The sequence below is a fragment of the Amycolatopsis sp. WQ 127309 genome, assembly GCF_023023025.1.
Classification (GTDB): domain Bacteria; phylum Actinomycetota; class Actinomycetes; order Mycobacteriales; family Pseudonocardiaceae; genus Amycolatopsis.
Genome location: NZ_CP095481.1, coordinates 4,801,363 through 4,828,139, shown reverse-complemented (window position 1 = coordinate 4,828,139; position 26,777 = coordinate 4,801,363). Strand labels below are relative to the sequence as shown.

Genomic DNA, 26,777 nt, shown 5'->3' with positions numbered 1-26,777 from the left:
CCGTGGCCATCACCCTGGGCCCCAACCAGTACGGCAAGGCGGAGGTCCGCCTGGTCACGGTGCGCCGCGACGGCCCCGTCCACCACCTGAAGGACCTCACCGTGTCGACGTCGCTGCGTGGCGAGCTGGCCGCGACGCACCTGACCGGCGACAACGCCGCGGTGCTCGCGACCGACACGCAGAAGAACACCGTGTACGCCTTCGCGAAGGAGGCGCCGGTCGGCGAGATCGAGGACTTCGGGCTGCGCCTGGCCCGGCATTTCACCGGCACGCAGGAGAGCATCTCCGGCGCCCGGGTCAAGATCGACGAGCACAGCTGGGACCGGATCACCGTCGACGGCGCGCCGCACGACCACGCGTTCAGCGGCGCCGGCAACGAACGGCGCACCACGGCCGTCACGGTCCAGGGCGACCGCGCGTGGGTCGTGTCCGGGATCGACGGCCTGGTCGTGCTCAAGTCGACCGGCTCGGAGTTCCACGGCTTCCCGCGCGACGACTACACGACGCTCGCCGAGACCGACGACCGGATCCTCGCGACCGCCGTCACCGCGCGCTGGCGCTACCAGGGCGACGGCATCGACTGGGCGGAAAGCCACCGCGAAATCCGGCGCGCGATGCTGGAGACCTTCGCGACGAAGCACAGCCTTTCGCTGCAGCAGACGCTCTACGCGATGGGCCAGTCGGTGCTCGAACGGCGGCCCGAGGTCGCGGAGGTGCGGCTGTCGCTGCCGAACAAGCACCACTTCCTCGTGGACCTGAGCCCATTCGGGCTGAAGAACGACAACGAGGTGTTCTACGCCGCCGACCGCCCGTACGGGCTGATCGAGGGCACCATCCTGCGCGACGACGCCGAGGACCCCGGCCCTGCTTGGGACATCCACTAGCGAGCGCCTTCCGCTCGCCTCGCAAAAAGCAGCCCCCGCCCTCTCCGGGGGACCGGCCCCGCTTCCAGCGTATCGGGACCCTCCGACGGAAAGCCGGAAAAGCCGATGTCGAGGCCGGTTTGTCCACATCACGGGTGGGGTGTGGACAAACCGGGCCGGTGTAGCAACTCCCAGGTCGGGGCGCGGATGGGTAGGCCGAGTGTGGAGCGGCTTGGCCGAGGGCGCGGACACGATTGGTGGAATCTGCAGGATTGGCCGGACCGGCGGAATTTGGCGCGATCGGCGGGATCGGCAGGATTGGTCAGCTCGGCGGGAGTTGGCGGGAGTTGGCGGGATCGGCAGGAACGGCAGATCCGCAGGAACGGCCAGATCGGCGCGATCGGCAGCAACGGCGCGATCGGTAGGAACGGCGCGATCGGTAGGAACGGCGCGATCGGCGCGATCGGCGACGAACGCAAATCCGGCGAGCGCGGGCCCGAGGTGGAGCGACTCGAACGGCCGGGCGGTGCGGGGCGAGCCAGTTGGGTTGCGGACAGCTGCCGGGGGTAGGCAAGGGCTTTGGCCTGGACCACACCTCGCCGGGCGTGGGCGAGCCCCGGTCGAGGCGTGGACATGCCGATCGGGCGTAAACCCGCCGCCGAATCGTGGGCGACAGACCGCGCATGGCGAGCCGATCAAGCGGGAAACAGACTGCCGAGGCGCGAGCGGGCCGATCGAGCGTGAAGCGGGCTGCTGAGGCGTGGGCGAGTCGGCCGAGCGCGGACCAACCCGCTGAAGCGCGGGGCAAGCCGATCGAGCGCCGACCAAACCGCCAAAGCGTAGGCAAGCCGACCGAGCGTGGAACAGACCACCAAGGCGCGGGCGAACCGACCGAGCGTGGATCTCGCCCGCCGAGCCGCGGGGCAGGCCGACCGGAGTTGATAGAACGCTCTAACGACCGCGTATCCTCTAACCGTGGCAGGGACCAAGGAACGCATCATGGCCGCCGGGGCTGAGCTTTTTCGGCGCAATGGGTACAGCGGTACCGGGCTCAAGCAGATCGTCAGTGAGGCGAATGCTCCCTTCGGCTCGCTCTACCACTTCTTTCCCGGCGGGAAGGAGCAGCTCGGTGCCGAGGTCGTCCGGAGTTCCGGGCTGGCCTACATCCAGCTGTTCGACCTCTTCATCGACCCGGCACCCGACCTGATCAGCGGGATCGAGGCGTTCTTCGCCGCCGGGATCGCGACGCTCGAAGCCACCGACTACGTCGAAGGCTGCCCGATCGCGACCGTTGCTCTCGAGGTCGCGAGTACCAACGAACCGCTGCGGGAAGCCACCGCCGACGTCTTCACCGCGTGGATCGACGCCGGGACCGAGAAGTTCGCCCGGTTCGGGCTCGGCCGGGAGGCCGCGCGGACGCTCACCATCTCCGTCGTCAACAGCCTCGAAGGCGCCTTTGTCCTCTGCCGGGCGCTGCGGGACACCGAGGCCATGGCCGTCGCCGGCGCGACCAGCGTGGACGTTGCCAAGCGGCTTCAGAGCGAGCAACTTTAGTCGGGAATCCAACAAGAATACTCAAAATGGCGCTTGACCGATCAGCATCGGACATCAAGGCTGCAGAGTGGTCTAGTCCTCCTGCCTCAACACCGTCGTTCGGTTGGAGCCGCCATGCGCCGTGTCCTCGCCGTCCTCGCCACCGCCGTCGCCGTCATCGGGATCACCGGTCAGCCCGCCGATGCCCTGGAAAACGGGCTCGCGAGAACACCCCCGATGGGGTGGAACACCTGGAACACCTTCGAGTGCAACATCAACGAGACGCTCGTCAAGCAGACCACCGACCTGATGGTCAGTTCCGGGATGCGCGACCGCGGCTACACCTACGTCAACCTCGACGACTGCTGGATGACCAAGAACCGGGACGGCGCGGGCAACCTCGTCGCGGACCCGGCGAAGTTCCCCAGCGGCCTCAAGGCGCTCGGTGACTACATCCACGCGCGCGGGATGAAGTTCGGGATCTACGAGAGCGCCGGCAGCGAGACCTGCCAGCACTACCCCGGCAGCCTCGGCCACGAGCAGACCGACGCCAACAGCTACGCGAGCTGGGGCGTCGACTACCTCAAGTACGACAACTGCGGCAGCCCCGGCGGCGAAACCCAGCAGGACTACGTCCGCCGCTACTCCGCGATGCGTGACGCGCTCAAGGCCACCGGCCGCCCGATCGCCTACAGCATCTGCGAATGGGGCAACTTCTCCCCGTCCACCTGGGCGCCCGACGTCGGCAACCTGTGGCGCACCACCGGCGACATCACCAACAACTGGGGCAGCATCGACTCGATCTACCGCCAGAACGTCGGCCTCGCGTCCGCCGCGAAGCCCGGCGCCTGGAACGACCCCGACATGCTCGAGGTCGGCGACGGCATGGACTTCCAGGAGGACCGCGCGCACTTCACGCTCTGGGCGGCGATGGCCGCGCCGCTGATCGCCGGCGCCGATCTGCGCTCCGCGAGCGTCGCGACCTTCTCCACCTACCTGAACTCGGACGTCATCGCCGTCGACCAGGACTCCCTCGGCAAGCAGGCGACGCGCATCTCGTCGAGCGGCGGGCTGGACGTCCTGCGGAAGCCCCTCCAGGACGGGGACGTCGCCGTCGTCCTGTTCAACGAGAACACCACCACGAAGACCGTCTCGACGACGGCCGCCGCGGCCGGGCTGCCCAGCGCGTCGAACTACCGGCTGACCAACCTGTGGTCGAAGGAGCTGACCACCAGCACCGGCACGATCAGCGCCGCCGTGCCGTCGCACAGCACCGTGATCTACCGGGTGAAGGCCAATGCGAGCGGCTCCAGCATCGGCACGGCCAAGGCGCTGCAGGGCGCGTCGTCGTCGCGGTGCGCCGACATCAACGGCAACCTCACGACGCCCGGCACCAAGGTCGACATCTGGGACTGCGACGGCGGGTCCAACCAGTCCTGGACGTTCACCAGCGCCGGAGAACTGAAGGCCAACGGCCTCTGCCTCGACGCCGACGGCGGTGCGACCGCGGCCGGGACCAAGCTGATCGTCTGGACGTGCCACGGCGGCACGAACCAGCAGTTCAAGCTCAACGTCGACGGCTCGATCACCGGCACGCAATCCGGCCTGTGCGTCGACGTCACCGGCGGCGACAAGCCCGCCGGCAACGTCAACGGCACTCAGCTCGAACTGTGGGGCTGCAACGACGACGCCAACCAGAACTGGTCCCTCAAGTAGCTCAGGTCCCCGTCAGGTGTTCGGGCCGCACCGGGACGCGCGTGAGCGCGAGCCCGGTCGCGGCCCGGATCGCCGCCACGATCGCCGGGGTCGACGAGATCGTCGGCGGCTCCCCCACCCCGCGCAGGCCGTACGGCGCGTGCGGGTCCGGGCGCTCCAGGACGTCGATGCTCATCGGCGGCATGTCCAGGACCGTCGGGATCAGGTAGTCGGTGAAGGAGGGGTTCCGGATCTTCCCGCCGGAGGTCTGGATCTCCTCCATCACCGCGAGCCCGAGCCCCTGCGCCGAACCGCCCTGGATCTGGCCCAGCACGGCCTGCGGGTTCAGCGCCTTGCCGACGTCCTGCGCGCAGTCCAGCGCGACCACCTTGACCAGGCCCAGCTCGACGTCGACGTCGACGACGGCCCGGTGCGCGGCGAACGCGTACTGCACGTGCGCCATGCCCTGCCCGGTTTCCGGATCCAGCGAAGAAGTAGGCCGGTGCCGCCACTCCACCGTCTCGTCGTAGACGTCCTCGGCGAGGACGTCCACCAGGTCGGCGAGCACCTGGCCGTCGACCGCGACGAGCTTGCCGCCGACGACGCGCGTCTTCCGGTCGAACCGGGACAGCAGCCGCGCCCGCACCGCCACGCAGGCGGCCTGCACCGCGCCGCCGGTCACGTACGTCTGCCGTGACGCCGACGTCGAGCCGCCGTTGCCGATCGAGGTGTCCATCGGCAGCACCGTCACCTGCTCGACGCCCAGCTCGGTCCGGACGATCTGCTGCATGATCGTCACCAGGCCCTGGCCGACCTCGCAGGCCGCGGTGTGCACCGTCGCCGCCGGCTCGCCGCCGACCAGCTGCAGCCGAACCCGCGCCGTCGAGTAGTCGTCGAAGCCTTCGGAGAAGCAGACGTTCTTGATCCCGACCGCGTAGCCGACGCCGCGGACGACGCCTTCGCCGTGCGTCGTGTTGGAGACGCCGCCGGGCATGTGCCGCAGGTCGAACGGCCGGTCCGGGGGCATCGGCTTGGCTCGGACCAGGTCCAGCAGCTCGGCGACCGGGGCGGCGGAGTCGACGGCCTGGCCGGTCGGCATCAGCGCGCCTTCGCTCATCGCGTTGCGGACGCGGATCTCGACCGGGTCGAGGCCGCAGGCAGCCGCGAGCTTGTCCATCTGCGACTCGTAGCCGAACGCCGCCTGCACCGCGCCGAAGCCGCGCATCGCGCCGCACGGCGGGTTGTTCGTGTAGGTGCCCCAGCAGTCGACCGCCACACTGTCCACTGTGTACGGTCCGACGCCGAGCGTGGCGGCGTTCGCGACCACCGCGCCGGTCGAGGACGCGTACGCGCCGCCGTCGAGGAACAACCGCGTCCGCACGTAGACGAGCCGGCCGTCGCGGGTAGCGCCGTGTTCGTAGTACATCTTCGCCGGGTGGCGGTGCACGTGGCCGTAGAAGGACTCTTCGCGGTTGTAGACCATCTTCACCGGCTTGCCGGTGTGCAACGCCAGCAGGCACGCGTGGACCTGCATCGACAGGTCCTCGCGCCCGCCGAACGCGCCCCCGACGCCGCCCAGCGTGAGCCGCACCTTCTCCACCGGCAGGCCCAGCGCGGCGACGATCTGCTGCTGGTCGACGTGCAGCCACTGCGTCGCGACGTACAGGTCGACGCCGCCTTCGGTGTCCGGCACGGCGAGCCCGGACTCCGGGCCGAGGAACGCCTGGTCCTGCATGCCGACCTCGTAGACGCCGGAGACGACGACGTCGGCGGAAAGATCCTGCGGCCCACGGCGGATCTTCACGTGCCGGACGACGTTGCCGCCGTCGTGTAGCGAAGCACCTTCGCCCGCGACAGCCGCTTCGGAATCCGTTACAGGAGAGAGTTCTTCATAGGAAACGGCGATCCGCTTCATCGCGCGCCGCGCGGTCTCCGGGTGGTCGGCGGCGACCAGCGCGACCGGCTCACCCTGGTACCGCACAACGGAAGAAGCGAGCACCGGCTGATCGGTGTGCTCCAGCCCGTAGCGGTTGACGCCGGGGACGTCCTCGTGGGTCAGCACGGCGTAGACCCCGGGCACCTTCAGGGCGTCGGTGATGTCGATCCCGGTGATCCGCGCGTACGGGTGCGGGCTGCGCAGGGTCACGCCCCACACCATGTCCTCGTGCCACAGGTCCGAGGAGTACGCGAACTCGCCGCGCACCTTGACCGTCCCGTCGGGACGCCGCGGCGACGTGCCGACGCCGTTGACCGTCTGCGTGCCGACGGTGGCGGTCATCGGTCCTCCCGCAGTCTGGCGCTCGCCGACTTCAGCTCCGACGCGATCTCGGACTCGTCCGCCTCCCGCAGCGTGCCGTCCTCGACGACGGCCTTGCCGCCGACGAACAGCCGCCGCACCGGCGGCGTCGTGCCCAGGACCAGCGCCGCGACGGGGTCCGTGATGCCCGCGTAGTTCAGGCCGGTCAGGTCCCAGATCGCCAGGTCGGCGAGCTTGCCGGGCTCGATCGAGCCGAGGTCGTCCGCCCGGCCGAGGCAGCGGGCGCCGCCCATCGTGCCCATCCACAGCGCTTCCCGTGTGGTCAGCCCGCGCGGGCCGCCGCGTTGCCGCGCCTGCAGCAACGCCTGGTGCAGCTCCTCACCGAGCCCGCCGGACTCGTTGGACGCGGCCCCGTCGGCGCCGAGGCCGACCGCGACGCCCGCGTCGAGCAGGTCGCGGACCGGGGCGATGCCGGCGCCGATGCGGCCGTTGGACGTCGGGCAGTGCGCCGAGCCGGTGCCGGTCGCGCCGAAGCGGCGGATCGCGTCGGGCGCGAGGTGGATGGTGTGCGCGAGCCAGACGTCGTCGGCGAGCCAGCCCAGCTTGTCGGCGTACTCGGCGGGCGTGCAGCCGACTTCGGCCAGGCACTGCTGCTCTTCGTCGAGGGTTTCGGCGAGGTGCGTGTGGAGCCGGACGCCCTTGCTGCGGGCCAGTTCGGCCGCGCCGGACATCAGCCGTTCGGTGACCGAGAACGGCGAGCACGGGCCGACGGCGATCTGCAGGTGCGCTCCCGCCGAGTCGTCGTGGAAGCGGCCGATCGCCGCTTCGGTGCCGGCCAGCGCGTCGTCGGTCGTCTCGACGAGGTTGTCCGGCGGCAGCCCGCCGTCGGACTCGCCGCGGTCCATCGAGCCGCGCACGACATGCAGCCGGACGCCGATCCGCTGCCGGGCCGACGCCAGCGCGGCCACCTGGTCGCCGCCGTCGCGGGGGAAGACGTAGTGGTGGTCCGCGACGGTGGTGCAGCCGGTCAGCGCCAGCCGTGCCATCCCGGCCGTGGCGGCGGCGTGCGTGATCTCCGCGTCGAGCCGGCCCCAGACCGGGTAGAGCGCGACCAGCCACTGGAAGAGCGTGTGGTCGGCGGCCATCCCGCGGGTCGCCCACTGGTAGAGGTGGTGGTGGGTGTTGATCAGGCCGGGGGTGACCAGGCAGCCCGACGCGTCGACGCGCTCGTCGAACTCGCCGGTGTAGCCGCCTTCGCCGACTTCGGCGATCCGGTCGTTCTCGACGACGACGTATCCGCTGGCGTACTCCTCGCCGCTGACCGTGGCGATCGCCCCGCCGGTGATGAGTGTCCTCACGCGACAGTGTCCTTTCCGCTAGGGCCCTTCGCCACGGCTCGCACGGCGTCGAGGATCTTTTCGTAGCCGGTGCAGCGGCAGAGGTTGCCGGCCAGCGCTTCGCGGATCTCTTCGTCGCTCGGATCGGCGACGCGGTTCAGCAGGTCGTGCGCGGCGACGACCAGCCCCGGCGTGCAGAAGCCGCACTGGACGGCGCCTTGGTCCACAAAGGACTGCTGGATCGGGTCGAGGACGTCGCCGTCGGCCAGGCCCTCGACCGTGCGCACCACGCGCCCCTCGGCCTGTCCGGCCGCGACCAGGCAGGCGCACACCGGGACGGCGTCGAGGTAGACCGTGCAGGAGCCGCATTCGCCCTGCTCACAAGCGTTCTTCGAGCCCGGGAGGCCGAGCCGCTCGCGCAGCACGTAGAGCAGGCTTTCACCCTCCCAGACGTCGTCGGCCTGCCGTTTCTCGCCGTTGATCGTGACATTCAGGCGCAAACCCGCTCCCCCGTCCGGTGCTCGTCCCAGGCCCACGTCAACGTACGCCGCGCGAGCACCGACAGCGCGTGTTTGCGGTACGCGGCGCTGCCGCGGACGTCGTTGATCGGCGACGTCGCCTCGGCGACCAGGTCGCCGAAGCGGCGTTTCAGGGAGTCCGGCAACGGCTCCGGCGAGCCCCACGGCAGCTCCGCGGCGAGGAACTCCTCGGCGGCGCGGGCCCGGCGTGGCGTGGGCGCGGCCGACCCGATCGCGGCACCGACAACACCGTCGCGCAGGGCCAGCGCGAAGGAACAGACCGCGATGACCATCGCGTTGCGCGTCCCGACCTTGGCGAACTGCTGCGGTCCGGCGTGCGCGGGCAGGTGGACGGCGGTGATCAGCTCGTCCGGCGCCAGCGAGTGGCGCTTCACGCCGACGTAGAACTCCTCCGCCGGGAGGACCCGGGTCCCCCGCACGGAGGCGACCTCGACCCGCGCGTCCAGGGCCAGCAGCACCGGGTGGGTGTCGCCGGCGGGTGAGGCGGCGCCGAGGTTGCCGCCGACCGTGCCGCGGTTGCGGATCTGGGGCGAGCCGACCGTGCGCGAGGCCATGGCCAGCGCCGGGACGAGTTCACCCACTTCGGCGATGACGCGGCTGTACGGGACGCCGGCGCCGAGCCGGACCGTGCCGTCCGTTGTGGACCACTCCGCCAGTTCAGGCACGCGGGTCAGGTCGAGCAGCGCGTCCGGGCGGCGGTGGTCGAAGTTCAGCTCGACCATGACGTCCGTGCCGCCGGCGATGGGGACGGCGTCCGGGCGCTCGGCTTTGTGGGCCAGGGCCTCGGCGAGCGTCGTGGGACGCAGGAACTCCACTCGTGCTCCTTTGCGAAGAGGGCGATAGACCAGTAGACGCCCAACCGGGCGGGGGCGGCAACGGCGCGGGCCATGAAACGCACCCGAGCGGAACCCCGCGCGTTTGTGCTTTCCTACAAGCCTGATGACGACCGTGAAAACTCTGCTGGACCTGCCGGGGCTGCGGCTGCGCCCGCGGGCCGGGGCCGACCTGCTCGACCGGCCGGTGACGCGCATCTACGTCACCGAACTGCCCGACCCCGGACGGTACCTGTCGGCCGGTGAGCTGGTGCTTTCCGGCTTGCTCTGGTGGCGCGGGCCGGGGGACGCCGAGCCGTTCGTGGCCGCGCTGGCCCGCTCCGGCGCGGCGGCGCTGGCCGCGTCCGGCGCCGACTCCGACGGCATCCCGGACGACGTCGTCGACGCCTGCGAGCGGCACCGGATCCCGCTGCTCGAAGTGCCGATCGACCTGTCGTTCTCGGTGGTCACCGAGCAGGTGGTGCTGGCGCTCGCGGCCGCGTCCGACAGCTCCCGCAAACGTTTGCTGGCCGCCGCGGACGCCCCGGTCGGGACGCTGCTGGAGAGCGCGTCGGCCGAGCTGGGCCTGCCGTGCTGGGTGCTGTCGACGCTGGGCCGGGTGGTTGCCGGGACGGCGCCGCTGCCGATGCCGGTCGAGGACGTCGTCCAGCGGTACGCCGCGAAACAGGACACGGCGGGGCCGCTGACGCTGACGCCGGTGGAAGGCCGGCACGCCGTGCCGTGGCTGATCGCCGTCGGCGGGCCGCTGAGCACCGCGCAGACGGAGCTGACCGAGGAGCTGGCGGGGCTCGTCGGCGTCACCCGGGCGCGCGCGAAGCCGTCCGAAGCCGACCTGACCGGCGACGTCCGCGTGGTCGCGTTGCGGACCGAAGGCAGCGACGAGAGCCGGGACATCCTGCGGGAGCTGCTGCCGGACGCGACGCTCGTCGAACCCGGCGGCGAGACGACGTACGCCGTGACCGCGCGGTGGCCGTCCGACGCCTTCACGGCGCTGTCCACAGTGGAGCCACTGCTCACGGCGCGCCGGATCGTCTGCGGGGTCGGCGATGCCGCGCCCCGCGATGAGGCACGCGAGGTCGCGGCCTACGCGCTGGCCGTGGCGTCGCGGCGCCCCGGGCGGGTCGTCGTGGTGCCGGGCGAGGAGATCGGCGTGCACCAGCTGCTGCTCGCCGGGGCGCCGGACGGGCTGCGGGCCGCGCTGCGCCGGCGCGTCCTCGGGCCGCTGCTGGACTACGACGCCGAGCAGCACACGGACCTGGTGCACACGGTGCGGGTGTTCCTGGAGTGCTCGGGCTCGCCGACCCGCGCGGCGAAGGCGCTGCACGTCCACGTCAACACCCTGCGCTACCGCATCGGCCGGGCAGGCGAGCTGCTCGGCGCGGACCTGACGGAGTTCACCGACCAGCTCGACGTCTACCTGGCGCTGCGCGCCGGGGACCAAGCAGGATGATGGGGAGCGTGGAACCCGAAATCACCTCGGCGCGGCAGGCGGGGCACGACCCCCGCGTGCTGGCCTTCGGGCGGCTCCAGGGCGCGGCGAACCGGCTCGAATACCTGCTCGGGCGCGCGCTGGAGAAGGAGTGCGGGATCACCCACCTGATGTACGAGGTGCTGCTGATCGTCGGGCGCGCGGGCGACGACGGGCTGACGATGCGCTCGATCGCCCAGGAGCAGGTGCTGACGACCGGCGGCGCGACCCGGCTGGTCGACCGGATGGAGACCCTCGGCCTGGTGACCCGCACGGCCCACCCGCGCGACCGGCGCGTCCAGCTGGTGCGCTTGACCGAGCTCGGCGAGCGGACGACGGTGCGCGCGAGCCGGCTGCACGTGGCGAACATCGAGCAGTACTTCTTCTCGCCGTTGCCGGAGGAGCACCGGGAGCGGTTCGCCGACGACCTGCGGCGGCTGAGCCACGCGGCCCGCGACGCCCTCCCCCGGCTGCGCTGAGCGAGCTTTCCGATCGAGGGGTTGAGAAGTGGGTAAGCAGAAACGCCGGGCGGCCGTCGAGGACGTCCCGGCGCCCCGGACGGCCGGGGAGTTCGGCGACGCCCTGCTCGCGGCGGCCTACGACGTCGCGCGGGGCATTCCCGGCGCGGCCAAGGCGTCCGCGAAGAGGCTCGCGAAGGGCTTCGAGCCGGCACCGGAACTCGCGGAGGGCGCGGACCTGGCCGCCCGGCGGGCGATCACCCGGCCCTGCCGGAACGGCTGGCTGCCCGAGGACGTCGACCAGGCGGCCCGGCGGCGGGTCGACGAGTTCGCCGTCTCGTACGTGCTCGACACGCTCGCCGGCTACGCCGGGCAGTTCGCGACCCTGCACCCGGGCTGGCGGGAGCAGCTGGACGACGTCGGCGCCGTCGCCTGGTGGTCGACGTCCGAGCCGCACTTCACGCAGTGGGCGGCGAAGCACATCCTGACCCCCGCCGAAGCGGTGACGACCGTCGTCGAAGCCCTTGGGCTCTTGGTGTCGATGCCGGCGCTGAACCCTGTTCTGCCGGTGCCGGGGACGCCTTACCGGCCGCCGGTCCCCCACGCCATCGACGAGAAGAAGCTGGGCCGCGTCCGCGCGCTGCTGGCCAAGGCCGAGTCGAGCTCGTTCCCGGAGGAGGTCGAGGCGCTGTCCGCGAAGGCGCAGGAGCTGATGACCCGGTACGCGCTCGACCGCGTGCTGGTGGAGACGACGGTCCCGGACGTGCCGGCGTCGCGGCGGCTCTGGCTCGACACGCCGTACCTCGACGCCAAGTCGCTCCTGGTCCACGTGGTCGCGACGGCGAACCGCTGCCAGGCCGTCTTCGACCCGCGCTGGGGGTTCGTCACCGTCGTCGGCGACGAGAACGACCTGGACGCCATCGCGCTGCTGACGACGTCACTGCTGGTCCAGGCGACGCGCGCGATGATCGCCGACCCGGCCGGCCGCTCGCGGGCGTTCCGGCAGTCGTTCCTCGTCTCCTACGCGACGCGGATCGGCGAGCGGCTGGAGAAGGCCGCGAAGGCGACCCTGTCGTCCTCGCCCGACTCGGACCGGCTGCTGCCGGTGCTGGCGTCCCACGAGCTGAAGGTGAAGGCGGCGTTCACGGAGCTCTTCCCCGAGGTGGTGGGCAAGTCGGTGACGGTCCGCGACCTGGACGGCTGGGACGCCGGGCGGTCGGCCGCCGACCGCGCCCGGCTGCACGGCTCGTGAGTGACTCTCACACTTCGCGACGCGCGTACTTCTCCAGCTCCGGGCGGCCGAACGGCAGCTCACCTTCGTCCAGCGCCCCGCAGTCCAGGCCCCGCAACAGGTACACCGCCAGTGCCTGGGCCGTCGCCGGTTCGTCCAGCACTCCCCCGGACGTCTTCTCCGCGTACGCGCGCAACCGGTCCACCGCCGACGGGAAGTTCTCGCGGTAGAACGTGTACGTCGCGGCGAAGCGGGTCGGCAGCTGGTGGGCGTGCAGGTCCCAGCCCTGGTAGAAGCCGCGTTCCAGGGACCTGCGCACCAGGCGCAGGTGCTCGGCCCACGCCGACGGGAGCGCGTCGCCGAGGGGGAGGCGGTTGGTCGAGCCGTCCGAGAGGCGGACGCCCGTGCCCGCCGCCGAGACCTGCATCAGCTGCTTGGCCAGGTCGGCCGCCGGGTGCTCCATGCTCTGGTACGCCGCCGCGATGCCGAGGCCGGCGCTGTAGTCGTACGTGCCGTAGTGCAGGCCCGAACAGCGGCCGTCCGCGGCGTGCACGATGCGGGCCACCGCCAGCGTGCCGTCGGCGTCCACAATGGACTGCGTCGTCTCGATCTGGACCTCGAAGCGCAACGTCCGCTCGGGCAGTCCGTACGCGGATTCCAAGCGGGCCAGCACTTCCGCGGCCACCGAGACCTGGTCGACCGCCGTCACCTTCGGCAGCGTGACGACGAACCCGGACGGCAGTGGCCCGTGTTCCAGCAGGCTGCCCAGGAACAGGTCCAGGGTGCGGATCCCGCGGTGGCGCGTCAAAGCTTCGAAGCTCTTGAAGCGGATGCCGACGAACGGCGTCCCGCCGGTGGTCGCGAGGGTCTGGCCGGCCGCGCGCGCCGCCGCGTCCTCGACGTCGTCCGCGACGCGGCCGAAGCCGTCCTCGAAGTCGATCCGCAGGTCCTCGATCGGCTCGGTGAGCAGCTTGGCCCGGACGCGCTCGTAGACGTCGGCGTCCAGGCCCAGCAGGTCTTCGTGCTCGACGAAGACCCGCATGGCCTGCTTGCCCCAGTCCGCGACCAGCCGCGTCCGGTACTGCGACGCCGGGACGTACACCGTGTGCACCGGCTGCCGCCCCGGCCGCTCCCCCGGGTACAACGCCGCGACGCGCGCGTCGGCCTCGGCCAGGCGCGCGTCGGCGGCGTCGTAGACGTCCTGGGACAGCCGCACTACTTGATCCGCTCGTACGCGGGCAGCGTCAGGAAGTCCGGGAAGCCGTCGGCCAGCGCGACCTGCTCGAACAGCTCGACGGCCGGCTCCAGCTGCTCCGGCTTGATCTCCGCGGCCAGCTCGCCGCGGACCTCGGCCAGCACGCCGCGCACCAGCTCGGACGTCACGACGTCGCCGGTGTCCAAAGTGGTCCCGTTCTTGACCCACTGCCAGACCTGCGAACGCGAGATCTCCGCCGTCGCCGCGTCTTCCATCAGGTTGTGGATCGCCGCCGCGCCGTTGCCGGACAGCCAGGACGCGATGTAGCGGATGCCGACGTCCACCGCCGCGCGCAGGCCGGCCGCCGTCGCGCCACCCGGCGTCGAGGCGACGTCGAGCAGCTGCTCGGCGGTGGCAGAGAGATCCCAGTCCTCGTCGCGCCTGCGCTCCAGCTGGTTCGGCTGGTCGCCGAGGACCTTGTCGAACTCCTCGCGGCAGATGCCGACCATGCCCGGGTGCGCGACCCAGGAGCCGTCGAAGCCGTCGCCGGCCTCGCGGCTCTTGTCGGCGCGGACCTTGTCGAGCGCGGCCTTGGTGACGTCGGGATCGTTGCGGTTCGGGATGAACGCGGCCATGCCGCCGATCGCGAACGCGCCGCGCTTGTGGCAGGTGCGCACGAGCAGCTCGGTGTAGGCACGCATGAACGGCGCGGTCATGGTGACGGAGTTGCGGTCCGGCAGCACGAACTTCTCGCCGGCGTCGCGGAAGTACTTGATCACGCTGAACAGGTAGTCCCAGCGGCCCGCGTTGAGGCCCGAGGCGTGCTCGCGCAGCTCGTAGAGGATCTCCTCCATCTCGAACGCGGCCGGGATGGTCTCGATCAGCACGGTCGCGCGGACGGTGCCGTGCTCGATGCCGAGCGTCTTCTCGGCGTGGGTGAAGACGTCGTTCCAGAGCCGCGCTTCGAGGTGGCTCTCCATCTTCGGGAGGTAGTAGTACGGGCCCTTGCCGCGGCTGAGCGACTCCTTCGCGTTGTGGAAGAAGTGCAGGCCGAAGTCGATCAGCGCGCCGACGGCCTGGCGCCCGCCGAAGGACAGGCCGCGCTCGTCGAGGTGCCAGCCGCGCGGGCGGACCACGATGGTGGCGTGCTCGACGTCGTCCTTCAGCGCGTAGCTCTTGCCGCCGCTCTCCAGCGTGATGTCCTCGCGGACGGCGTCGTACAGGTTGACCTGGCCGGACACCACGTTGGCCCAGTGCGGGGTGTTGGCGTCTTCGAGGTCGGCGAGCCACACCTTGGCGCCGGAGTTGAGCGCGTTGATGGTCATCTTGCGGTCGGTCGGCCCGGTGATCTCGACGCGGCGGTCGCGCAGCGCGGCCGGCGCCTCGGCGACCTGCCAGTCGCCCTCGCGGATCTCCTTGGTCTCCGGCAGGAAATCCAGCTTGCCGGTGGTGCGGGCCTCCTCGCGGCGCTTGCCGCGCGCCTGCAGCAGCTCGTCGCGGCGGCCGGCGAAGGCGTCGTGCAGGCCGGCGAGGAAGGCGAGCGCCTCCGGCGTCAGGATCTCGTCGCCACGCTCGACCGGGTCGCCCAGCACCTGGACTTCAGAAGACATGCGGAACACCTCGAGGGTTCGGATCTTTGGATAACGGCCCTACGGTTTTCTACCAGCCGGACTATAGTTTCTGCATAGCGGAAGCTCAACGCAGACGTAAGGAGGACCACCGGTGGCAGCGGAGAAGAACGGGCGCGATGGCGGCGTCCAGTCCCTGCAGCGTGCCTTCGAGCTGCTGGAACACCTCGCGGACACCGGCGGTGAAGCCAGCTTGTCCGAGCTCGCGACGCTGTCCGGGCTGCCGATGCCGACGATCCACCGGCTCATCCGCACCCTGGTCGACCTGGGGTACGTGCGGCAGAACACCAACCGCCGGTACGCGCTGGGCGCGCGGCTGATCCGGCTCGGCGAGAACGCGAGCATGCAGTTCGGCGCCTGGGCGCGGCCGCTGCTGGCGGAGCTGGTCGAGGAGGTCGGCGAGACGGCGAACCTGGCGGTCCTGGAGCGCGACGAGGTCGTCTACGTGGCCCAGGTGCCCTCGAAGCACTCGATGCGCATGTTCACCGAGGTCGGCCGGCGGCTGCTGCCGCACGGCACCGGCGTCGGCAAGGCGATGCTGGCCCACCTGCCGGCTGACGACGTCCGGTCGCTGCTCTCGCGGACCGGCATGCCGGCTTATACCGAGCACACGTTCACGGACGCGGATGCGCTGGCCGTCGAGCTTTCGCGCATCGCCACGCAGGGGTACGCGCTGGACGAGGCTGAGCAGGAGCTGGGGGTCCGGTGCGTGGCGGTGGCCGTGCCGGGCGCGCCGGTGCCGGCGGCGGTATCGGTGTCCGGACCGTCGGGCCGGCTGACCGCCGAGGCGGTGGCGCACATCGCCCCGGCGGTGCAGCGGGTGGCGGACGCACTGGGCGCGAGCCTCACCCAGGCGCCGCTATCAGTGTTACATTAAGTGATATCCAGTGACTGATAGTGACTCCAGTGTCGGGGGTTCCGAGCCCGCCGGTAAAGTACGCGACATGGCAAGTCTCGAAGACCTCGAAGGCCGGGTGAACGTCCTGGAGGAGCAGATGCTGTCCACCCGGCAGGACGCCGCCGCCGCTCGCGCGCTCGCCGGCACCGCGGATCGCGACGTCTCCGAGTTCAAGCAGACCCTGAACGGCCACACCAAGGTGCTCAACGCCGTGCGTGAGACCCAGATCGAAGACCACCGGGACATCGCGGCCCTCAAAACCGAGGTCAGTGCCCTGCGGGCCGACATGACCAGCAGCTTCACCAAGGTGAGCATCGGCATGGACCGGATGGCTCAGCTGCTCCAGCAGGTCGTCGAGAAGGACTGATTCACCTCAGCTCACCGGCCAGCATGTCCATGAGCAGGCCGTCCCGCCAGGTGCCGTCCGGGGCCTTCTCGTACCGGCGCAGCACGCCGACCGGGCGGAAGCCCAGCTTCGTGTAGACCCGGATCGCCGTCTCGTTGGACGCCGCCGGGTCGATCGTCAGGCGGTGGTGGCCGTTGTCCAGCAGGTGGCGGGCCAGCGCGCGGATCGCGTCCGTGCCGACGCCGCGGCCGTGGAAGTCCGGGTGCACGGAGACGTCGATCCCGGCGTGGCGGTACTGCGGCTCCAGCTCCTCGCAGCTCTGGATGATTCCGACGACCAGGCCGTCGAGTTCGATCACGTAGCTGGTGTAGCCGGCCTCGACCTCGTACAGGCCGTCGACCTCGTGGGCCGCGTCGCCCCACCAGCGGGCGACCTCCGGGGTGGCGAGGATTTCGCGGACGCGGGCGCGATCTTTTGCCGAAATGGTACGCAAAAGTACCCGCGCACCGTGGATGATGGGCATGATTGGTCCTCTCTCGCGGCGAATGACGGCTTTGGGACGTCTGGGGCGAGGAGGGGCACGAGCGGACCTGCGTCAACCGGGCATGCCCGGATTCTCCTTCGGCGCGCACCCGCCCGTCATCCGATTTTCGCGGAAGGACGGCATGGACTCCCATACCGGCGGCGCGCTCGCCTGGCTCGCTCAGGGCGCCGCCTCGAACCTGCTCGACCGGCTCGTCGACCGCGCGCTCAACGGGCCGCCGCTGCCGCCTTCCTGGCCGCCGCGCCCGGGTGGGGCGGTGCCGGGGACGGTCGAGATCTCCGTGCGGCATCAGCTGACGATCCGGACCCGGACGCCGGTGATCCTCACGCTGCAGGAAGACGGCAGCCGCACGGGCACGGTCTTCTCGATCGTCCTGGGCCACACGACCCGCGTGAACCTGCCGGGCGGTGACTACTTCGGCGCCGCGATGATCGTCGACCCGTTGGCGCGCAAGCGCTCCGGCCAGACGCTGCAGGGCATCGGCTGGTCCCGCCTGACGGTCACCGCCCGCCGGACGTCACCCCTGATCATCCCGGCCCACCACCCGTCGGCGCCGGTACTGCTGCAGCTGGGGCTGCGGAAGGCGGACGGCACGCCGTTGTTCCGTTTACCGCCTTCCCGGCTCTAGCCGGTATCCGGCCGCCGTCTCGCGACTCCGGAGGAGAGCGAGAGGGGACTCGACTGGGAACCGTTCACCGGATCACTCGTCTGGCTGGGTCAGGCCGGGACCGCCGGGGAACCGCACGGGGTGACGGTGCCGATGCTGCTCGGCGAGACCGCGCACCTGACCCTGGCACGCGACGACTACCTGATCAGCGCGCTGGTCCTCGACGCGCCCGCGCGGCTCGGCGGCAACCCGGTGCTGCACGGCGTCGGCTGGGTCCGTCACTGGGTGGCCGGCAACCGGACCGATCGGCTCGGCATCACCACCGAGGTGCCGGCCAAGGAGCTGCTCGAACGGCTCGGCCTGCGCAAGCCGGACGGGACAAGCCCGTTCGAGCTGCCGTCGCGCCCTGACCGGCCGCAGCTGCCGGCCTCATGGGTTCGCGTGCGCCGAGCCGCGCTGCTCGCGGAGCAGCCGGCTGCCTTCACCGCCACGGCGAACGCGCGGTGCCGCGCGAGCGTGGTGCAGCGCGGCTCGCGCTGCACCACGGCGGTTTCCACCTTCAGCGCGAACGGACTGTGCACGCACCACGACAGCCACTTCAAGGCGGGTGGCACCGTCCACGACTGGGCCACCCGGAAACGGATCCGTCAGCCCAGCAGAGCGTTCACGAACGCACCCGGCTCGAACGGCGCCAGGTCGTCGGGCCCCTCGCCGAGGCCCACGAGCTTCACCGGCACGCCCAGCTCGCGCTGGACCTGGAACACGATGCCGCCCTTGGCGGTGCCGTCCAGCTTGGTCAAGACGATGCCCGTGACGTCGATGACCTCGGCGAACACGCGGGCCTGCATCAGGCCGTTCTGGCCCGTGGTCGCGTCCAGGACCAGCAGGACCTCGTCGACCTTCGCCTGCTTCTCGACGACTCGCTTGACCTTGCCCAGCTCGTCCATCAGGCCCGTCTTCGTGTGCAGTCGGCCCGCGGTGTCGATCAGGACCGCGTCGACGCCCGTGTCCACGCCGCGCTTGACCGCGTCGAACGCGACCGCCGCCGGGTCCGCGCCTTCCTTGCCGCGCACGACCTCCGCGCCGACGCGCTCGGCCCACGTCTGCAGCTGGTCGGCCGCCGCCGCGCGGAACGTGTCCGCCGCGCCCAGGACCACCGTGGCGCCCTGGGCGACCAGCACCCGCGCGAGCTTGCCCGTGGTCGTCGTCTTGCCCGTCCCGTTGACGCCCGCGACCAGCACCACCGCGGGCTGCTTCTGCCCGTCGACGGTGTGCGGCAGCGCGCGCACCGCGCGGTGGCCGTCGGTGGACAGCTCCGCCGTCAGCACCTCGTGCAGCACCTCGCGGGCCTCGACGGAGTTCCGCACCGCGCGGCGGGACAGCTCGTCGCGCAGCCGCTCGACGATGTGGTTCGTGGTCGCCGCGCCGAGGTCGGCCATCAGCAGCGTGTCTTCGACGTCCTGCCAGGAGTCCTCGTCGAGGTCGCCGGCGCCGAGCAGGCCCAGCAGGCTCTGGCCGAACATCGAGCGGGACTTCGTGAGCCGCCCGCGCAGCCGCTCCAGCCGGCCGGCCGCGGGGTCGATCTCCTCGGCGACGGGCGCCGGTTCGACGACCTCGGTGTCCGGCCGAGTGGTATCCGGCCGAGTGGTATCCGGCAGAGTGGCGTCCGGCAGCTTGACGTCCCGGACCGTGCGCTGGGCCGAGTCGCGCGGGACCGCCGCGTCGTCGCCGACGGCGGGCTGGCCGTCGACCTCCGGGCGGTCGTCGACCGGGTGCTCGGCCGGCCGTTCGACCTCGGGCGCCGCGCCGCCGGGCGCGAGCGCGATGCCCCCGCTGGCCGCGTAGCTGCCGCCCTTCGGTTTCGCTTCGACCTCACGCTGGGCGTCCAGGCTGATGCGGCGCTTGCGCGCGATCAGCAGGCCGGTCACCAGCAGGGCGACCAGCACGACGACCGCGATGACTACGAAGATGAACCAGGAGCTCGACACCGCACCATCCTTTCATTGGCCCGCCGCCACCGCGGACCCGCCGTCCACGCAGGCAATTCGTAACGACGTACATCCCGATTGAGCCAAGACTTCACAGGGTGGGTTGCGTCACAGGCAACGCTGCACTAAACCCCTCCGGATGGGGAAACGCGCTAGCCACGGCTTCCGGGTGATCGGGTTGATTTCGGGCACGTCGGTCGACGGCATCGACGTCGCCGCGGCCGACCTGCTCGCCGAGGACGGCACCGTGGTGCTGACGCCGCTCGGCGAGCTCGACGTCCCCTACCCCGAACCGCTGCGCGAAGGCCTGCTCGCCGCGCTGCCGCCGAACCCGTGCACCGCCGGGGAGCTGACGCGGCTCGACACCGGCGTCGGCCAGGCGTTCGCCGACGCCGCCCTGCGCGGGGCCGTCGAGCTGGCGGGCGGCACCGCGGACCTCGTCGCCTCGCTGGGCCAGACCGTGTTCCACTGGGTCGAGGACGGCAGCGTCCGCGGCACCCTGCAGCTCGGCCAGCCCGCGTGGATCGCCGAACGCACCGGGCTGCCGGTGCTCGCCGACCTGCGTGCCCGGGACGTCGCCGCGGGCGGCCACGGCGCGCCGCTGGCCAGCACCTTCGACCAGCTCTGGCTGCGCGGCCTGGCCGAGGACGGCGGCCGTCCGGTCGCCGCGCTCAACCTGGGCGGGATCGCGAACATCACCGTCGTCGCCGCGGACGCGCCCGCGATCGCCTACGACACCGGGCCCGCCAACGCGCTGCTCGACCTCGCCGCCCACCGCGTCACCGGGCACCGCAGCGACCTCGACGGGCGGCTCGCGCTGAGCGGCTCGGTGCGCGCCGACCTGCTGGTGGCGCTGCTCGCCGACCCGTACTTCGCCGCCCCGGCGCCGAAGTCCACCGGCAAGGAGCACTTCAACGCGGCCTACCTCGACGCCGCCCTCGCCGGGCTGCCGCCGGTCACCGCGGCCGACCTGCTCGCGACGCTGACCGAGCTCACCGCCGTCACGGTCGCCGAGCAGTGCCACCACCACGGCGTGACGACGGTGATCGCGTCCGGCGGCGGGATCGCCAACCCGGCGCTGATGACGGCGCTCGCGCGGAACCTGCCCTCGGCGGTGCTCAAGACCAGCGACGACCTCGGCCTGCCCGGTGCCGGCAAAGAGGCGTACCTGACGGCGCTGCTGGGCTGGCTCACCTGGTGCGGCGTGCCCGGTACGGTGCCGTCGGCGACCGGTGCGCGGGGACCGCGCCTGCTCGGCGCCCTCGTCCCGGGTGCCGGGCCCTTGACCCTTCCTGCCCCGCTGGGGGGCGCCGTGACGCGGTTGCGCGTCGCGGAGAAGGCCGGATGAGGAGTAGGAGAAGTCCATGCGGGGTGTTGATCTGGCCATCATCGTGGTCTATCTGGCGGCGATGCCGCTGATAGGCGTGCTGGTCGGGCGGAAACAACGATCGGCCGCCGACTACTTCGTCGGGGAGCGCAGCCTGCCGTGGGGCGCGGTGATGCTGTCCGTGGTGGCCACCGAGACGTCGACGCTGACCGTGATCAGCACGCCGGGCCTGGTGTTCGGCAACGCGTTCCTGTTCCTGCAGCTGGCCTTCGGCTACATCATCGGCCGGGTCATCGCCGCGTTCGTGCTGCTGCCGCGGTACTTCCGCGGCAACCTCGTGAGCGCGTACGCCTTCCTGGGCAAGCGGTTCGGCTCGGGGCTGCAGGGCACCGCGTCGGTGACGTTCGTGGTGACGCGGCTGCTCGCCGAGGGCGTCCGGCTCTTCGCCGGCGCGATCCCGATCAAGGTGATCCTGGGGCACTACAACATCCACCTCGACTACTGGGTGATCGTGGTGATCCTGACCGCGCTCACGCTGATCTACGCCTACATCGGCGGGATCAAGGCGGTCGTCTGGGTCGACGTCATCCAGCTGACGCTGTACCTCGGCGGCGCCGCGGTGGCGGCGATCGTGCTGCTGAACAAGCTGCCGGGCGACTGGGTGAGCCAGGCGTCCGCGGACGGGAAGTTCGCACTCGTCGACTTCACGAAGAACCTGCTGACCAGCCCGTACGCCTTCGTGACGGCGGTGCTCGGCGGTGCGGCGCTGTCGATGGCCTCGCACGGCGCCGACCAGCTGATCGCGCAGCGGCTGATGGCCACGCGCAGCCTGCGCGACGGCCAGAAGGCGCTCATCGGCAGCGGGCTCATCGTCACCGTGCAGTTCGCGCTGTTCCTGCTGGTCGGGGCGATGCTGTGGGTGTTCAACGGCCGCAAGTCGGTGGCGGAGCTCGGCCTGCAGAGCCCGGACGACGTGTTCTCGAAGTTCATCATCGACGACCTGCCGGTCGGGGTGTCGGGCCTGCTCATCGCCGGTGTGCTCGCCTCGACCATGGGCGCGCTCGCGTCGGCGCTCAACGCGCTCTCGACGTCGACGGTGGCCGACCTCTACCAGCGCTTCACCAAGAAGGCGCCCGAAGACTCGAAGCTGCTCAAGCACGGTCGCATGTGGACGCTGATCTGGGCCGTGGTGTTCGCGGTGTTCGCGTCGCTGTTCTCCACCACGAAGAACTCGGTGATCGAGCTCGGCCTGGCGATCACCGGCTACACCTACGGCGCGCTGCTCGGGGCGTTCCTGCTCGGCCTGCTGATCAAGAAGGCCCGGCAGGTGGACGCGATCGTCGCGTTCGTCGCGACGGTCGTGGTGATGGCGTTCGTGATCCTCGGCCTGAAGTTCAGCGCGAAGAGCGGTTCGCTGATCGGCGTCGACTTCAGCAAGGCGGCCGGCGACCGCGTCGCGCTCGCCTACCCCTGGTACACGCTGCTGGGCGTGGTGATCACGCTGGTCGTCGGCGGGTTGCTCTCGCTGCGCCACCGCACGCCCGACCCGAAGGCCGCGGAGGCCAACGCCGTGGGCGAAGAAGTCACTTCCGCCTGATTCTTTGAACCGCTTCCGGCGGGCGCCCGTGTTGGTCAGCGGGAGCCCGCCGGGAAGCGGCGGGAGGATTCGAAGGTGGGAACATGAAACGGATTTTGGTTGCGCTCGCGGTCGGCTCGCTGGCCCTCGGCGGCGCGGCGACGGCTTCGGCCGCCACGGCGACCCCGAAGGTCCCGGTGGCGATCCAGGTCCCGACGGGCAACCGGCCCCTCGCCACGTACGCCGGTGACGGTGTCCAGATCTACGGCTGCACGAACGGCGCCTGGGCGCTGATCCAGCCCGCGGCCGTGCTGTCGAAACACGGTCAGCCGGTGGCGATCCACAGCAAGGGTCCGGTGTGGACATCCACTGTGGACGGAAGCACGGTCGGCGCGGCCGCGGCGGCGACCTCGCCGCGTGACGGCGCGATCCCGGAACTGCTCCTCAAGGCGAACCTCAACAGCGGCACCGGGGTGTTCGGCAAGGTCACCTACGTCCAGCGCTTGAACACCCGCGGCGGTGTCGCACCGGCCGGGGCGTGCGCGGAAGGCGCCCAGACCGCGGTCCACTACACGGCCGACTACGCCTTCTGGGTGGCCGGCTAGCAAGCATCCCAAGGCGGCCTCGGTTGCGTGAGACGCACCGAAGGCCGCCTTGGTTCGTCCAGGGCCCGGCGAAAGCCGAGCGTCAGCCGACCGCGACCGGTTCGTCGTCGGCGGTGCGGAGGCGCTGCGAGATCACCTTGGTGATGCCGTCGCCCTGCATGCTCACGCCGTAGAGCGCGTCGGCGATCTCCATCGTCGGCTTCTGGTGGGTGATGATGATCAGCTGGGACGAGTCGCGCAGCTGCTCCAGCAGGCCGATCAGCCGGCGCATGTTGGTGTCGTCCAGCGCCGCCTCGACCTCGTCCATGACGTAGAAGGGTGAGGGGCGGGCGCGGAAGATCGCGACCAGCATGCCCACCGCGACCAGCGACTTCTCGCCACCCGAGAGCAGCGACAGCCGCTTGACCTTCTTGCCCGGCGGGCGCGCCTCGACGTCGACGCCGGTGGCGAGCAGGTCGTCCGGCTGGGTGAGGACCATCCGGCCCTCGCCGCCGGGGAAGAGCACGCTGAACACCGTCTCGAACTCGCGCGCCACGTCCGCGTAGGCGCCGGCGAAGACCTCGAGGATCTTCTCGTCGACCTGCTTGATCACGGCCTCGAGGTCCTTGCGGGTGTCCCGGAGGTCCTCGAGCTGCGTGGAAAGGAACTTGTACCGCTCCTCCAGCGCCGCGAACTCCTCCAGCGCGAGCGGGTTCACCTTGCCCAGCAGGGAAAGGTCCTTCTCGGCGCGCTTGGCGCGGCGGGCCTGGGTGTCGCGGTCGAAGGGCATCGGCGGCGGCGGGGTGACGTCTTCGCCGCGCTCCTTGGCCGCCTCGTACTCGGCCGTCTCGCCCGCGCTCGGCGGTACCGGGACGTCCGGGCCGTACTCCTGGACCAGGTCGGCGAGGCCGATGCCGAAGTCCTCGGCGATCTTGGCTTCCAGGGTCTCCAGCCGCAGCCGCTGCTCCGCGCGCTGGACCTCGTCGCGGTGGACGGCGTCGGTCAGCTTCTCCAGCTCGCCGGTCAGCTCGCGGACCTTGGCGCGGACGCCGGTGAGCGCGGACTCGCGGCTTTGACGCCGGGACTGGACCTGGTCGCGTTCGGTGGCCGCGCGCTGGACCGAGCGCTCGATGCGCTCGAGCGCGATCTCACCGCCGTCGACGACGGCGTCGGCGATCCGCGCGCCGTGCTTGCGGGCCGCGGCGGCGCGCTCGGCGCGTTCACGGGCCTGCTGCTCGGCGTGGGCGGCGCGGCGGAGGCCTTCGGCCCGGCCCGCGATGCTGCGCGCCCGCTCCTCGGCGGTGCGCTGCGCGAGCCGCGCCTCCATCTCCTCCTGCCGGACGACGGCCAGCTCTTCGACGGCCTGGTCGCGCTCGGCGGTGTCCGGGTCGTCCTCGACGGGCTGCTCGGCGACGGCGGCGAGGCGTTCCTCCAGCCCGGCGAGCTGGGCCAGCGCCTGGATGCGGCTGTGCTCGACCTTCGCGCGCTGCCCGGTGAGGCGTTCGACCTCGGCCTGCGCGGAGCGGGCGGCCTGCTGCAGCCGGTTGAGCCGCTCCGACGAGCGGGCCTTGCGTACCTTGGCGTCGCCGAGGGCGTCCTTGGCCTGGGAGACCTCTTCGCGGCGGGCCTGCTGCTCGGCGCGGGCGCCTTCCAGCTCGGCCGTGTACTGCTCCACCTGGCGTTCGGCCGTGCGCAGCCGCACCCCGGCCTCGTCGACGGCGGCCTGGACCTCGATCACGCTCTCGCGGGCGCTGGAGCCGCCGATCGCCCAGCGGGCGCCGAAGACGTCACCCTCGGCCGTGACCGCGCGGACGTCCGGGTGCGCGGCGACCAGGCGCCGGGCCGACTCGAGGTCGCGGACCAGGGCGAGCTTGTCGAGCGCCTGCTCGACGGCGGGCCGCAGCTGGGCCGGCGCGGAGACGACCTCGCGGGCCCAGCGCGCGCCTTCCGGCAGCGCGGGCCAGGAGTAGGTGTCCACAGTGGACTCGGACGCGCCGAGCACGATGCCCGCGCGGCCGGAGTCCGTGTCCTTCAAGTACTTCAGGGCGCGCAGGGCGTCTTCGCCGCCGCTGACGGCGACCGCGTCGGCCACCGGGCCGAGCGCCGCGGCCAGCGCGACCTCGTGACCGGGCTCGACGGTCAGCAGCGCGGCGACCGAGCCGAGCAGGCCCGGCAGCTCGTGGGATGCGCCGAGCAGCGCGCCCGCGCCGTCCTTGCGCTTGAGCCCCATGGACAGCGCCTCGACGCGGGCCTTCTCCGACGCGATCTCGCGCTCGGCGGTGCGTTCGGCCTTGACCAGCTCTTCGACGCGCGCCTTGGCCGCGTTGTTGGCCTCGACCGCGCGGTCGTGGTGGGCCATCAGGCCGGAGTCGTCGGACTCCTCGACGCCGCCTTCGGCCTTGGCCTCTTCCAGCTCTTCGTCGGCGATTTCGGCGCGCTCGGCGGACTCCTCGATGGAGACGCTGAGCCGGTCGATCTCGTCCGTGGTCGCGCCGTTCTTGCTGCGCAGCGCCTCGACCTGGCCGGTCAGCTTGGCCATGCCCTCGCGGCGGTCGGCGATGGCGCGGACGGCGGCCCAGTGCGCGCGCTCGGCGGCCTGGACGCGCTGTTCGAGGTCTTCGCGCCGCAGCACGGTCTGGGCGAGCAGCTCCCGGGCCTCCATGACGGCCTCGTTGAGCTCTTCCTCCTGCTCGGCGACGCGCTCGGCTTCTTCGAGCAGCTCTTCGGGGTCGCGGCCGCCGGTGTGCGCGGCGACGTCGGCCGAGAGGTGCCGCTGCCGCTCGATCGCCAGCCGGACGGTGCCGCGCAGGCGCTCGGCCAGCGCGGACAGCTTGTACCAGGTCTCCTGGGCGCTCTGCAGCAGCGGCGCGTCCTCGGCCAGCGACGACTCCAGCTCGGTCTCCTCGGCGGAGACGATCTCGAGGGTCTGCTCGACCTCGGCGCGGCGCTGGCGGGCGACCTTCTCGTCGGCCTCTTCCCGCGCGATCGAGCCGCGCTGGCTGACCAGGTCGTCGGCGAACAGGCGCAGCCGGGAGTCGCGCAGCTCGGACTGGACGTACTGGGCCTTGCGGGCGATCTCGGCCTGCTTGCCCAGCGGCTTGAGCTGACGGCGCAGCTCGGTGGTGAGGTCGCCGAGGCGGTCGAGGTTGCCCTGCATGTTGGCCAGCTTGCGCAGGGTCTGTTCCTTGCGCTTGCGGTGCTTGAGGACGCCGGCGGCCTCTTCGATGAAGGCGCGGCGCTCCTCGGGCTTGGACTCGAGGATCGCCGAGAGCTGGCCCTGCCCGACGATGACGTGCATCTCGCGGCCGATACCGGAGTCCGAGAGCAGCTCCTGGACGTCCATCAGGCGGCAGCGGTCGCCGTTGATCTCGTACTCGCTGGCGCCGTCGCGGAACATCCGGCGGGTGATCGACACCTCGCCGTACTCGATCGGCAGCGCGCCGTCGGCGTTGTCGATGGTGAGGGTGACCTCGGCGCGGCCGAGCGGGGCGCGGCCCGCGGTGCCGGCGAAGATGACGTCCTCCATCTTGCCGCCGCGCAGGTCCTTGGCGCCCTGGGTGCCCATGACCCAGCGCAGGGCATCCAGCACGTTGGACTTGCCGGAGCCGTTCGGGCCGACCACGCAGGTGATGCCCGGTTCGAAGCGCAGCGTGGTGGCCGAGGCGAAGGACTTGAAGCCCTTGAGCGTCAGGCTTTTCAGGTGCACTGGGTGCTGACCCCTCTGGCTGCCGGTTCGGGCGTTTCAATCGTCCCAGGCTACCTGGGGGTGTCCCGGGACCGCCGGACGCGCCCCCTCTCCGGCGCGCCTTAGCACAGCGTGATCGGCGTCGGCAACCTCCTGCGCCACACCCGCCCCGGAAGTACCAAGGC

At 71.4% G+C, this 26,777-nt stretch carries 22 protein-coding genes; 12 read left to right on the top strand and 10 right to left on the bottom strand.

Annotated elements, in window-relative coordinates:
- The first annotated feature begins 2 nt into the window (after positions 1-2).
- From pucL to MUY22_RS22745, 3 genes are all read left to right on the top strand, one after another.
- On the top strand, positions 3-884 hold the full coding sequence (pucL, locus tag MUY22_RS22755; protein ID WP_247062330.1) for a factor-independent urate hydroxylase: 882 nt from the start codon (positions 3-5) through the stop codon (positions 882-884).
- 978 nt (positions 885-1,862) lie between these two features.
- Positions 1,863-2,417 carry a TetR/AcrR family transcriptional regulator gene (locus MUY22_RS22750; RefSeq protein ID WP_247064055.1) on the top strand — a complete coding sequence of 185 codons (555 nt, stop codon included), beginning with the start codon at positions 1,863-1,865 and terminating at the stop codon, positions 2,415-2,417.
- Positions 2,418-2,531: 114 nt separating this feature from the next.
- Positions 2,532-4,112, top strand: coding sequence for an alpha-galactosidase (locus MUY22_RS22745; protein WP_247062329.1), 1,581 nt, complete (start codon positions 2,532-2,534; stop codon positions 4,110-4,112).
- A gap of 1 nt (position 4,113) precedes the next feature.
- Here MUY22_RS22745 and pucD read toward each other — a convergent pair whose 3' ends face one another.
- Genes pucD through MUY22_RS22725 form a run of 4 tightly spaced genes read right to left on the bottom strand, consistent with a single transcriptional unit; the run spans position 4,114 to position 9,039 of the window.
- A complete protein-coding gene (pucD, locus tag MUY22_RS22740; protein ID WP_247062328.1) occupies positions 4,114-6,369 on the bottom strand; it encodes a xanthine dehydrogenase subunit D in 2,256 nt (751 codons plus the stop codon).
- Positions 6,366-7,706, bottom strand: coding sequence for an 8-oxoguanine deaminase (locus MUY22_RS22735; protein ID WP_247062327.1), 1,341 nt, complete (start codon positions 7,704-7,706; stop codon positions 6,366-6,368). The genes pucD and MUY22_RS22735 overlap by 4 nt, the downstream gene beginning before the upstream one ends.
- Positions 7,703-8,185 (bottom strand): (2Fe-2S)-binding protein, encoded by a 483-nt coding sequence (locus tag MUY22_RS22730; protein ID WP_247062326.1) that lies wholly within the window; start codon positions 8,183-8,185, stop codon positions 7,703-7,705. Before MUY22_RS22730 ends, MUY22_RS22735 begins: the two co-directional genes overlap by 4 nt.
- Positions 8,176-9,039 (bottom strand): xanthine dehydrogenase family protein subunit M, encoded by an 864-nt coding sequence (locus tag MUY22_RS22725; protein ID WP_247062325.1) that lies wholly within the window; start codon positions 9,037-9,039, stop codon positions 8,176-8,178. The genes MUY22_RS22730 and MUY22_RS22725 overlap by 10 nt, the downstream gene beginning before the upstream one ends.
- A 124-nt stretch (positions 9,040-9,163) precedes the next feature.
- Here MUY22_RS22725 and MUY22_RS22720 point away from each other — a divergent pair, with 124 nt between their 5' ends.
- Genes MUY22_RS22720 through MUY22_RS22710 form a run of 3 tightly spaced genes read left to right on the top strand, consistent with a single transcriptional unit; the run spans position 9,164 to position 12,235 of the window.
- Positions 9,164-10,507, top strand: coding sequence for a PucR family transcriptional regulator (locus tag MUY22_RS22720; protein ID WP_247062324.1), 1,344 nt, complete (start codon positions 9,164-9,166; stop codon positions 10,505-10,507).
- Positions 10,508-10,515: 8 nt separating this feature from the next.
- Entirely contained in the window at positions 10,516-11,004 is a 489-nt protein-coding gene (locus MUY22_RS22715) for a MarR family winged helix-turn-helix transcriptional regulator (RefSeq protein WP_247062323.1), read from the top strand.
- Between the two features lie 28 nt (positions 11,005-11,032).
- Positions 11,033-12,235 carry a DUF2786 domain-containing protein gene (locus tag MUY22_RS22710; protein WP_247062322.1) on the top strand — a complete coding sequence of 401 codons (1,203 nt, stop codon included), beginning with the start codon at positions 11,033-11,035 and terminating at the stop codon, positions 12,233-12,235.
- A 7-nt stretch (positions 12,236-12,242) separates the two neighbouring features.
- Here the strand turns inward: MUY22_RS22710 and MUY22_RS22705 are convergent, their stop codons facing one another.
- A complete protein-coding gene (locus tag MUY22_RS22705) occupies positions 12,243-13,430 on the bottom strand; it encodes an aldolase (RefSeq protein ID WP_247062320.1) in 1,188 nt (395 codons plus the stop codon).
- The gene (gene aceB / locus MUY22_RS22700) at positions 13,430-15,019 is read right to left on the bottom strand and encodes a malate synthase A (protein WP_247062318.1); all 1,590 of its coding nucleotides are present in this window, start codon (positions 15,017-15,019) and stop codon (positions 13,430-13,432) included. Before aceB ends, MUY22_RS22705 begins: the two co-directional genes overlap by 1 nt.
- A gap of 112 nt (positions 15,020-15,131) precedes the next feature.
- Here aceB and MUY22_RS22695 point away from each other — a divergent pair, with 112 nt between their 5' ends.
- The gene (locus MUY22_RS22695) at positions 15,132-15,914 is read left to right on the top strand and encodes an IclR family transcriptional regulator (RefSeq protein WP_247062315.1); all 783 of its coding nucleotides are present in this window, start codon (positions 15,132-15,134) and stop codon (positions 15,912-15,914) included.
- 67 nt (positions 15,915-15,981) lie between these two features.
- Positions 15,982-16,302, top strand: coding sequence for a hypothetical protein (locus tag MUY22_RS22690; protein WP_247062314.1), 321 nt, complete (start codon positions 15,982-15,984; stop codon positions 16,300-16,302).
- A gap of 1 nt (position 16,303) precedes the next feature.
- Here the strand turns inward: MUY22_RS22690 and MUY22_RS22685 are convergent, their stop codons facing one another.
- Positions 16,304-16,804, bottom strand: a complete 501-nt coding sequence (locus tag MUY22_RS22685; RefSeq protein ID WP_247062313.1) for a GNAT family N-acetyltransferase — start codon at positions 16,802-16,804, stop codon at positions 16,304-16,306.
- Between the two features lie 142 nt (positions 16,805-16,946).
- Between MUY22_RS22685 and MUY22_RS22680 the strand changes: the two genes are divergently transcribed.
- Positions 16,947-17,453 (top strand): hypothetical protein, encoded by a 507-nt coding sequence (locus tag MUY22_RS22680; protein WP_247062312.1) that lies wholly within the window; start codon positions 16,947-16,949, stop codon positions 17,451-17,453.
- Positions 17,454-17,710: 257 nt separating this feature from the next.
- On the opposite strand, the gene MUY22_RS22675 is transcribed toward MUY22_RS22680, so the two are convergent.
- Entirely contained in the window at positions 17,711-18,034 is a 324-nt protein-coding gene (locus tag MUY22_RS22675; protein WP_247062311.1) for a hypothetical protein, read from the bottom strand.
- 45 nt (positions 18,035-18,079) lie between these two features.
- Positions 18,080-19,420, bottom strand: coding sequence for a signal recognition particle-docking protein FtsY (ftsY, locus tag MUY22_RS22670; RefSeq protein ID WP_247062310.1), 1,341 nt, complete (start codon positions 19,418-19,420; stop codon positions 18,080-18,082).
- 139 nt (positions 19,421-19,559) lie between these two features.
- On the opposite strand from ftsY, the gene MUY22_RS22665 reads away from it, so the two are divergent.
- The 3 genes from MUY22_RS22665 (at position 19,560) to MUY22_RS22655 (ending at position 22,928) form a co-directional block, all read left to right on the top strand.
- Complete coding sequence (locus MUY22_RS22665) at positions 19,560-20,768, top strand: anhydro-N-acetylmuramic acid kinase (protein WP_247062309.1); 1,209 nt, start codon at positions 19,560-19,562, stop codon at positions 20,766-20,768.
- Positions 20,769-20,784: 16 nt separating this feature from the next.
- On the top strand, positions 20,785-22,344 hold the full coding sequence (locus MUY22_RS22660; protein WP_247062308.1) for a sodium:solute symporter: 1,560 nt from the start codon (positions 20,785-20,787) through the stop codon (positions 22,342-22,344).
- Between the two features lie 83 nt (positions 22,345-22,427).
- On the top strand, positions 22,428-22,928 hold the full coding sequence (locus MUY22_RS22655; protein ID WP_247062307.1) for a DUF3455 domain-containing protein: 501 nt from the start codon (positions 22,428-22,430) through the stop codon (positions 22,926-22,928).
- 82 nt (positions 22,929-23,010) lie between these two features.
- On the opposite strand, the gene smc is transcribed toward MUY22_RS22655, so the two are convergent.
- Positions 23,011-26,613 (bottom strand): chromosome segregation protein SMC, encoded by a 3,603-nt coding sequence (gene smc / locus MUY22_RS22650; RefSeq protein ID WP_247062306.1) that lies wholly within the window; start codon positions 26,611-26,613, stop codon positions 23,011-23,013.
- Positions 26,614-26,777: the final 164 nt, after the last annotated feature.